Below are 9,609 nucleotides of genomic sequence, written 5' to 3' on the forward strand. Positions count from 1 at the left end.
CCACCGCGATCAACGCCAGCCCGGTCTTCGGTGGCGGCCCGCCGCCGTTCTCGGTGACCGTCAGCGGCCAGCATCCGGAGACGTCCAGCGGCGGCTCGGACTGCGAGCTGAGCCTGTACCTGTTCCACGTCGGCCCGGACAAGTTCCTGGCGAACTCGTTCTGGACCCAGGCCGCCCAGTCCGGCGGCCCCACCGGCAAGCAACCGGTCGCCTTCGAGCCGCTGTGCCTGGACCTGTGGTACATGCTCTCGGCCCAGTCGCAGTCGAGCTACGTGCAGGAACAGCAGGTGCTCGGCATCGCCATGCAGGCCTTCCACGAGCACGCCACGGTCAAGCTGCCGACCCCGACCCCGCTGCCGAACCCGGTGACCCCGAGCGAGGCGACGCTGACGCTGGAGAACCCGACGTTCGACGAGCTCAGCCGGCTCTGGCAGGCGCTGGGGCTGCCGCTGCGCACCACCGCCCAGTACCGGGTCACGGTGGTCTTCCTGACCCCGCCGGAGCTGCCGCCGCCGGCGCCCCCGGTGACCTCGGTGAACCTGGTCGCAGCGCCCTCGGACCCGGCCGCCGACGCCAGCCTGCCCCGGCTGTTCTCGACCCGCCGCACCGTCAACTACGTGGCGCCCGGCCCGGCCAGCCGGGTCGTCTCGCAGAGCCCGGCGACCACCGCCCCGGCGCCGAACGGGGTCGACGGGCAGGTCGTCGAGCTGGACGGGCTGATGCTCGCCGACACCGACCACGTCCTGCTGGTGTCCTACGACCCGGCCGGGGTCGCCACCGAGACCGACGTGACCGCCAGCTGGAAGGTGGCGCTGACCACGCCGTACCCGTCCCCGCCCGCGCACGGGGTGCCGTTCCTGCTCCGGCCGCCGGCCGGAACCGCCACGCCGGCCGGATGGTACGAGCTGGTGGTCACCCGGCCGTCGCTGCCGGGATGGCGCTCGAACCCGGTGCCGATCAGCGTGGCGCCCTGGATCGACCCGGCCGGCGGGCCGCTGCTGGCCGCCTCCGGCGCCGGCATCTACACCCTCGAGGCACGCAACGTCGCCGGCGCCGGAGCGATGCTGCGGCTCGGCACGGTGGAGCTGACCCGGATCGCCGCCGGCGCCACCCCGGACCCCGGCGAGTGGCAGTGCAGCGGGGGGTCGCAGATCACGTTCGCAGCACCCGCCGCAACGCCGGCGGGCACGTACCAGATCGGTCTGCGGGTCGCCGACGTCGAGGCCGACCCGGCGCTGTGGGCGGTGGTCTGAGATGCACCTGTCCGACGACCTGCCCTGGGACGCCGCGGTGCGCGCGCTGGCCGGCGCCCACGTGACGGCGCTGCGGGAGCGGTGGGCCGCGCGCGGGCAGGACGGCTCGACGCACCAGGCGATCGACGAGATCGTGGCCGCCGACCAGCCGGCCTGGCCACCGGCGCTCGACCGGGCAGCCGCGGCGGCCCGCGCGGCGATCGTGGCCGACGCCCGGTGGCGGCGCCTGATCACCTCGCTGGGGCTGACCGGGCGCGAGACCGAGTGGCTGGCGCTGCTGGCGGCCTGCGAGCTGATGCCCCGGCTCCACCAGGTGCTCGGCTACCTCGAGGACGCGCCCACCCCGGCGCTGCCCACCCCGGCGACGGCGGCGCTGCTGTGGAACTGGCCGTCCGGCTACCAGCCGGGGCCCGCGTCCGCGCTGGCCCGCTGGCAGCTCGCGGCGCCGGTCGAGGACTCCTGGCACAGCATCACGCCGTGGACGGTGGACGCCGACATCGCCGGTTACCTCGCCGGAAACCCGGACTGGCTGGCCGGCCGCGCCGATGCCAGGGTTCTCGACGTCACCGGCCTGGACTGCCTGCAACCGGCCCTGCTGGAGGAGATGCGCGACGCTGCGGCCGGTGTCGGCGGCGCAGGCTGCGAGATGGAGCTGGTCGGGGCTGCCGGATCGGGCCGGCGCACCCTGCTGGCCCAGCTCGCCGTCGCGCTCGGGCACACCCCGGCGCTGGTCACCCCCGGGTCCGGGGCTCGCGGCTTGCGGGCCGTCCGGCTGCTCGGCGCGCTGCCGATCTGGGACTGCGACGCCGACGCCCTGGTCGGCGTGGACGCCACCCCGGGGGCGCTGACCCTCGTCGCGCGGCCGGCCCCGGCGCGCAGCACGCCCACCGGCGTGGTGCGGTTGAGCTGGACGATGCCGGCCACCACCGCCGGCCAGCGGCAGCGGCTGTGGGCGGCGCGGACCGACCGGCAGCCGCCGCGGATCATCGAGGACTGGGAGCTCACCCCGGGCGACATCGACGCCGCGGCCGCTGCCGGCGCCACGGCCGCGCGGGTGGTCCGCAACCGGCTGCGGGCCGGGGCGCTGGAGACGATGTCGCCGCTCGCGCTGCCCTACGGCTGGGACGACCTGGTGGTCGGCGAGCAGGTCCAGGCGGCCCTGCGGCGGCTGCGCAACCAGGTGCTGCTGCGACAGGAGGTGCTGGACGGCTGGGAGTTCCGGCGGCTGTGCCCGACGACGGCGGGCGTGACCGCGCTGTTCGCCGGCCCCAGCGGAACCGGCAAGACGATGGCCGCCCAGGTGCTGGCCCGCGAGCTGGAGCTGGACCTGTACCGGGTGGACCTGGCGACCGTGGTCAGCAAGTACATCGGGGAGACCGAGAAGCAGCTCGCCGCCGTCTTCGACGAGGCCGAGCGGAGCAACGTGCTGATCTTCTTCGACGAGGCCGACGCCCTGTTCGGCCAGCGCACCCGGGTGCAGGACGCGCACGACCGCTACGCCAACATCGAGATCGACTACCTGCTGCAGCGGCTGGACACCTTCCGAGGCGTGGCGGTCCTGGCCACCAACCGCAAGAGCGATCTGGACGCCGCGTTCCTGCGCCGGCTGCGCATCATCGTCGACTTCGTCGCCCCGGCCCGGGACGAACGGCTGCGGCTGTGGCGGCTGGCGCTGCCCGAGCGCACCTCGACCGGCGAGCAGATCACCGGCGTCCTCGATCACGAGTGGCTGGCCGCCCACCTGGAGCTGACCGGCGCCGAGATCAAGTCGATCGCCCTGTCGGCCGCCTTCGACGCGCGTGAGGAAGGCTCGCTGATCTCGGTGGAAACGGTGCTCAATGCCTCCCGGCGCGAGCTGAGCAAGCGCGGCGCCGTCCTGCGTCTGGAGCATCCGGCGGTGGTGGCGCTGTGACCGCCGCCGTGCGCATCGACCGGCTCAGCCTGCGGGCCGGCGCGCTGTCCGAAGCCGAGGCCCGGCGGCTGGCCGAGCTGGTGGGCCTGGCGCTCGGCCGGGCGTCGCTGCCCGCCCTGGCCGGCCCGCCGGGCGCGGTGTCGGTGACCGTGCCAGCGCGGGACGGACGCACCTTGGAGCAACTCGCCGAGTCGGTGGCGCAGGCCATCGAGGCGGCGCTGCGGCTGGACGGGGCGGCGACATGACCTACCTGCGCGGCGCGCTGGTCGAGTTCATGCCGACCGGCCTGATCCCGATCCCGAACATCATCGTCTTCCAGTACAACCCGGAGTCCATGTCGCACGCCTGGACGCAGCCGGAGGCGCCGGCCGCCGGACCGAACCAGACCACCACCAATCCCTTGGCGGTAAAAGGCAATCCGGGAGAGTCGTTCTCCTTCACGCTGTCGCTGGACGCCGCCGACTCGATCGCCGACGGGGTGGCGTCGGCCGCGCTGGCCGAGGTCAGCGGGGTGTACTCCCGGCTGGCCGCGCTGGAGATGCTGCTGTACCCGGCCAGCGCCACCACCGGCGGCCTGCTGGGCTCGGTCACCGCGGCGATCGGCTCGGCCTTCGGCGCCAGCGGCAGCAGCGGCGTCAAGCGGGCCGTTCCGGCGAACACCGTCAACACGGTGCTGTTCGTCTGGGGACCCGGCCGGATCGTCCCGGTCCGGGTCACCGCCCTGAACATCACCGAGCGGCTCTACGACGGCCTGCTCAACCCCACCAAGGCCGAAGTCCAGATCACCCTGCGGGTGTTGACCGACGACGAGCTCAAGCACGACACCGACACCCTTGCCGGGCTTGCCAATGCGGCCAACGCCTACTCCCAGGGCCTGCGCCAGGCGCTGGCCGTCGCCAACCTCATCAATGCCGGGGAGTCCATCCTCGGCATGCTGCCGATCTGAGGCCCGCCGTGTTCTCATCAGACAGCCGCTACGCCCACGCCGGCACCTACCAGGTCACCCTGGCCGACGGCTCGGTGGTGGTCGTCACCCGCATCCCGCAGGCCGCGCCGGGCCGCACGATCGGCTGGTACCGGCGCGGCGAGGGCGAGCGGCTGGACGTGATCGCCTTCCAGTTCCTCAAGGACGCGACGAAGACCTGGACGCTGTGCGATGCCAACGAGGCGATGTCACCGGACGCGCTGGCCGCCCATGACCTGATCGCCATCCCGGAACCGGGGCGGTGACCAGCGGATGTCGACCTATCAGGTGCTCTTCGACGGCACCCCCGCCGAGCAGGAGTTCTACGACATGGTGAGCCGGCTGGAGGTCGAGGAGAACGCCGACCTGCCCGGCGCGATCTCGCTGCAGCTGCCGGTGTCGGCCAAGGACGGCGAGCTGAGCTGGGTGGGTGACGCCCGGATCGCGCCGTACGCCAACATCGCCGTGCTGGCCACACCGGACGGCGGCGAGCAGCAGTGCATCTTCGACGGCTACGTGCTGACCCACAAGGTGCACCTGCCGGCCGGGCCGGCCGGCGCCACGGTCGACGTGTGGGGCCAGGACGCCACCGTCCTGATGGGCCTGACCGAGACCGTCAAGGAGTGGTCGGGCCTGAGCGACACCGACGTCGCCGGCCAGATCTTCACCAGCTACGGCTACTCCCCCGCCGCCGACAACGGCAACGAGGCCTCTCCGGCGCACACCGACGACGAGCACACCCTGATGCAGCGGGCCTCCGACGCCGACTTCCTGCGCCGGCTGGCCCGCCGCACCGGGCGCTGGTTCCGGGTGTTCTGCGCCGACCAGGCCGGCCAGCGGACCGGCTACTTCGCGACCCCGAGCCTGACCGCGCCGGCCGCGGTGACCATCGGCGTGCACGACCCGAAGACCAGCAGCGTGCCGGTGCTGGAGTTCAGCTGGGACGCCACCCGGCCCAGCAGCGTGGCCGCGCGGCAGGCCAGCCTGACCGACGACGACCAGGACGGGGTCAGCGCCGACACCTCCGACTCCGGGCTGCCGCCGCTGGACGCCCAGGGGCTGGCGGCGTTCACCGGCCAGGACCGGACCGTCATCCTCACCGCCGCCGCCGACACCGCCGAACTGCCGGCCCGCGCCGCCGGGCTGCTGCGCGAGGCCGGCTGGTTCGTCCGGTGCGAGGGCACCGCCGACCTCAACGTGCTCAAGCAGGTGCTCCGGGTCGGCGCCGTGGTCGCCGTCGAGGGCTGCGGCTCGCTGCTGTCCGGCTCGTACCTGGTGTGGAGCGTCCGGCACAGCATCACCACCCAGGCGCACGCGATGTCGTTCGTGCTGGTGCGCAACGCGATGGGACCGGCGGCATGAACTCCGACCTGATGTTCGAGCTCGCCGACCGGCTGCAGAACCGGTTCTACGGCAAGTACCGCGGCATCGTGACCGATGTCGACGCCAGCACGCTGCGGATCCGGGCGACGGTGCCGGCGGTGCTGGGCACCACGCCGAGCGGCTGGTGCCAGCCGTGCGTGCCCTATGCCGGACCGAAGGTGGGCTTCTTCTTCCTGCCCGATCCCGGCGCCGCGGTATGGATCGAGTTCGAGGGCGGCGACGTCTCCTACCCCATCTGGACGGGCTGCTTCTGGCGCGACGGCGAGCTGCCGGCCGAGGCGACCCCGACGGTCCGGGGCATCGTCACCGCCGCGCCACACCAGCTGCTCTTCGACGACGACGCCGACGAGGTGAGCCTCGGTGACTCCAACGGCGGCGCCGTCGTGCTGGACAGCAGCGGGGTGACCGCCAGCCGGGGGCAGAAGACGGTCGCGGTCAGCGACTCGGGCGTGGCCCTCAACAACGACGCGTTCAAGGTCAGCTGATGGGCAACTACCTGACGACGTCCTCGACGCTGCAGTGCCCGCACGGCGGCATGGTCAGCGCGGTCGCGGCCAACACCAAGGTGAGCCTGGGCGGCTCGCCGATCGTGCTGTCCAGCGACACCTTCACCATCGGCGGCTGTGCCTTCAACGTGGCCGGCGCGCCGCATCCGTGCCTGCAGGTGCAGTGGATCGTCACCGCGCTGATGGCCACCGCCGACGGGTCACAGCCGCTGACCACCGACAGCGTCGGGCTCTGCAAGGCGGCCGACGGCGCCCCGCAGGGGCCCGTGATGATCGCCTCGACCCAGCCGAAGGTGAGTGGGCTGTGACGATCCGGCACGACATCCGCCATGACTACGCCTATCCGCTGCGCATCGACGCCGGCGCCCGCCAGCTGGCCCGCGCCAACTATCCCGAGCACGTCAACCAGCTGCTGCGGCAACTGCTGCTCACCAGCCCCGGCGAGCGGGTCTGCCTGCCGGAGTTCGGCTGCGGGCTGCGCCGGCTGGTGTTCGCGCCGCAGTCCGATGCCCTGACCGCCACCGTCCGGATCCAGGTCCAGCAGTCGATCAACCGCTGGCTGGGCGATCAGGTGCGGCTCACCGACGTGCAGGTGCTGTCCGGGGCGAACCCGGCCAACGGCCTGGACGAGGGCAGCCTGCTGATCACCGTCTCCTACACCCTGGTCGACACCCAGACCCCGGCCACCCTCTCGGTCAAGGTGAGTTGAGATGCCCGACCGCCTCGCCGACCTGATCGCGTCCGCAACGCTGAACGGCATCGACTTCGTCGAGATCACCGGCGCCGACCAGACCTCGCTGCGGGTGCACTTCCTCAACACCGTCGCGGTGGCCGCCACGCTGGCCGGGACGAATCCGGTCACCATCACCGGCGGCGAGTCGATACCGGCCGTTCCGGTCGAGCCGCTCGCCGCCTCCGACTGGGGGGTCGACGACGCCGGCCGGCCGATGCTGGAGCTGCGCACGCCGTTCCCGGGCGACTTCTCCCGCTACCAGCTGCGCATCGAGAGCGCCGCTCTGGATTCGTTCTATTCCTCGGCGCGGTTCTCGTTCAAGGCCGGCTGCCCCTCGGATCTGGACTGCGCGCCACCCGAGCGGTGCGACGAGCCGCCCGGTGGCGTGCCCGTCATCGACTACCTGGCCAAGGACTACACCAGCCTGCGGGGCGCGCTGCTGGACTACTCCGCCAGCGCCTACCCGCAGTGGGTCGAGCGTGACGAGCCCGACCTGGGCATGATGCTGCTGGAGCTGCTGAGCGCCGTGGGCGATGACCTCAGCTACCTGCAGGACCGGATCTCCCATGAGCGCACCCTGGCGACGGCGACCCAGCGCAACTCGGTGGTCCGGCACGCCAGGCTGGTGGACTACGAGCCCCGGCCGGCGACCTCGGCCCAGGCGCTGGTGCAGATCGACGTCAGCTCGGCGACCCTGCCGGCCGGCCTGACCGTCCAGGCGCCCCAGCCCGACGGCGGCGCGCTGAGCTTCGAGCTCGGCCCGGGGCTGCTCGATCCCGAGACCGGCGGGCTGGCCGCCGGCCCGCTCGGCGTCGACCCGCGGTGGAACCGGTGGGACCACACCGCCTTGCCCGCCGTCGCGCGGATCGTGCCGTACTGGTGGGACGACTCGCAGAGCTGCCTGCCGGCCGGCGCGTGCGAGCTGTGGGTCCGCGGGCACGGATTCGGCTTTCCGGTCGGCGACCGGCAACTGGGAACCACCGGCCTGGCCGTGTTGCTGGACACCGAGGCCGCCAGCCCCGCGGACCCACCGACCCGGGCCGTGGTGCACCTGACCGGAGCCATCGAGGAGGTCGACCAGCTGTACGGCATCGCGGTGACCCGGCTGAGCTGGGATGCCACCGAGGCGCTGGCCGCCGAGCACGCCCTGGAGCGCACCGTGCTCGCGGGCAACCTGGTCCCGGCCGTCGAGGGCCGCCGGTACGCCGAGACGTTCGTCATCGACCCCGACCCGGATTCCCCGGATGCCGGCAAGGCGGCCGTCACCCGCAGCGGCCCGGACGCCGGCTGCGGTGATCCGGCGCCCATGCACCTGCACACGCTGGCCCAGGGCCTGCTGGCCTGGCTGGCCGACACCGACGGCACCACCCGTCCCGAACTGTGCCTGATCCAGCGGCCGGCCGACCCCGGCGACCTGCCGCGGACCTGGCGGTGGCGGCGCTCGCTGCTGGACGCCGGCGTCTTCGAACCGGCCTACACCGTCGACCCGATTGTGTACCGCGACATCCGGGTGGACCGCAGCAGCGGGCTGCCGGGGTTCGAGTACGACGGCGACGGCGGGAACTCGGTGCGCTTCGGCGACGGCGCGTTCGGCGAGCGGCCACCGACGGGCGCTGCCTTCGAGCTGACCTACCGGGTGACCGCGGGCCAGGCCGGAAACGTCGCGGCCGACTCGATCACCGTCATCCCGGACGCCCTCAGCGGCGTGATCCTGTCCGCTGCCAACCCGTTCGTGGCGACCGGCGGGGCGGATGAGGAGACCCTGGAGCACGTCCGGGCCACCGCGCCGCAGGCATTCCGGGCGCGGCAGTTCCGGGCGGTCCGCGCCGAGGACTACGAGCACACCGCCGAAGAGCTGGACTGGGTGTTGGACGCAGGCGCCTCGATGCGCTGGACCGGCAGCTGGCTGAGCGTCTTCGCCACCGGGCAGCCGCGGGCCGGCGGGCAGCCGACGGTGCGCGAGCACGGTGCGCTGATCCAGCTGCTCGGCCGGCGCCGGATCGCCGGTTACGAGGTCTACACCCCCGCTCCCCGGTACGTCGGGCTGGATCTGATCGTCGTGGTGTGCGCGCACGCCTGGGCGCTGCGCGGCGAGGTCGAGGCCGGTGTGCTGGGCGAGCTCGGCGTCGGGGTGCTGTGCGACGGCAGGCGGGGATTCTTCGCGCCCGGCCAGCTGCGCTTCGGCGCGGGGCTGGAGCGCAGCGAACTCGAGGCGGCGATCCAGCGAGCCGTCGGCGTGGAGGGCGTGGTGAGCATCAGCTACCGCAGACGCGGGTATGTCCCGGACTTCGTGCCGATGCCGGAGGTGGTGGCCGTGGGCCGCGAGGAGATCATCCGGGTCGACAACAACCCCAGCCTGCCCGACTACGGCTCGGTCCGCGTACTCGTCCAGGGTGGCAAATGAGCTGCCAGTGCGGGTGCGGCGGCGGCTGCGGCGAGCTGCCCACCCGGTACCCGATCAGCAACCCGAGCGGGCTGACCCAGCTGGCCTACCGGGCCGGCACGTTCGCCACCTTCCGCAGGGCGCTGCTGCAGCACCTGGACGGCGAGACCGAGCTCGACGCCTGGAAGCCCACCGCCCACGGCGATCTAGGCCTGCAGGTGCTGGACTGGTGGGCCTACGTCGCCGACATCCTCACCTTCTACAACGAGCGGATCGTCAACGAGCACTTCGTCGGCACCGCCCAGCTCGACAGCAGCGTCGCGCACCTGGTCGGCCTGCTCGGCTACCGCCCCCGGCCGGGGATCGGCGCGACCGGCACGCTGGCGGTGGTGGCCTCCGGACCGGGGCCGCTGGTCGTGCCCGCCGCCCTGGCGATCGCGTCCAAGGCCACCCCGGGGCTGGAGTCCCAGACCTT

General features: G+C 73.1%; 10 protein-coding genes and 1 pseudogene. All 11 read left to right on the forward strand.

What is annotated here, in order from left to right; genetic code table 11:
• The coding region (locus tag VF612_RS17020; protein ID WP_408661044.1) for a DUF4255 domain-containing protein at nucleotides 1-1,253 on the forward strand (1,253 nt) is incomplete at its 5' end.
• A gap of 1 nt (nucleotide 1,254) precedes the next feature.
• Entirely contained in the window at nucleotides 1,255-3,165 is a 1,911-nt protein-coding gene (locus tag VF612_RS17025; protein ID WP_408661045.1) for an ATP-binding protein, read from the forward strand.
• Nucleotides 3,162-3,410 carry a hypothetical protein gene (locus VF612_RS17030; protein ID WP_408661046.1) on the forward strand — a complete coding sequence of 83 codons (249 nt, stop codon included), beginning with the start codon at nucleotides 3,162-3,164 and terminating at the stop codon, nucleotides 3,408-3,410. The genes VF612_RS17025 and VF612_RS17030 overlap by 4 nt, the downstream gene beginning before the upstream one ends.
• Nucleotides 3,407-4,111: a hypothetical protein gene (locus tag VF612_RS17035; protein WP_408661047.1), complete on the forward strand. Its 705-nt coding sequence runs from the start codon at nucleotides 3,407-3,409 to the stop codon at nucleotides 4,109-4,111. Before VF612_RS17030 ends, VF612_RS17035 begins: the two co-directional genes overlap by 4 nt.
• An 8-nt stretch (nucleotides 4,112-4,119) precedes the next feature.
• Nucleotides 4,120-4,395: a LysM domain-containing protein gene (locus VF612_RS17040; RefSeq protein WP_408661048.1), complete on the forward strand. Its 276-nt coding sequence runs from the start codon at nucleotides 4,120-4,122 to the stop codon at nucleotides 4,393-4,395.
• 7 nt (nucleotides 4,396-4,402) lie between these two features.
• Complete coding sequence (locus VF612_RS17045; RefSeq protein ID WP_408661049.1) at nucleotides 4,403-5,491, forward strand: phage late control D family protein; 1,089 nt, start codon at nucleotides 4,403-4,405, stop codon at nucleotides 5,489-5,491.
• Nucleotides 5,488-5,997 carry a phage baseplate assembly protein V gene (locus tag VF612_RS17050; RefSeq protein WP_408661050.1) on the forward strand — a complete coding sequence of 170 codons (510 nt, stop codon included), beginning with the start codon at nucleotides 5,488-5,490 and terminating at the stop codon, nucleotides 5,995-5,997. The genes VF612_RS17045 and VF612_RS17050 overlap by 4 nt, the downstream gene beginning before the upstream one ends.
• Nucleotides 5,997-6,326: a hypothetical protein gene (locus VF612_RS17055; protein WP_408661051.1), complete on the forward strand. Its 330-nt coding sequence runs from the start codon at nucleotides 5,997-5,999 to the stop codon at nucleotides 6,324-6,326. Before VF612_RS17050 ends, VF612_RS17055 begins: the two co-directional genes overlap by 1 nt.
• Nucleotides 6,323-6,727: a GPW/gp25 family protein gene (locus VF612_RS17060; RefSeq protein WP_408661052.1), complete on the forward strand. Its 405-nt coding sequence runs from the start codon at nucleotides 6,323-6,325 to the stop codon at nucleotides 6,725-6,727. The genes VF612_RS17055 and VF612_RS17060 overlap by 4 nt, the downstream gene beginning before the upstream one ends.
• 1 nt (nucleotide 6,728) lies before the next feature.
• Nucleotides 6,729-9,155: a baseplate J/gp47 family protein gene (locus VF612_RS17065; RefSeq protein WP_408661053.1), complete on the forward strand. Its 2,427-nt coding sequence runs from the start codon at nucleotides 6,729-6,731 to the stop codon at nucleotides 9,153-9,155.
• A pseudogene (locus VF612_RS17070) lies at nucleotides 9,152-9,609 on the forward strand (hypothetical protein); the annotation flags it as partial. The gene VF612_RS17065 and the pseudogene VF612_RS17070, both read left to right, overlap by 4 nt.

It is taken from the genome of Jatrophihabitans sp., from assembly GCF_036388195.1.
GTDB lineage: Bacteria > Actinomycetota > Actinomycetes > Mycobacteriales > Jatrophihabitantaceae > Jatrophihabitans_A.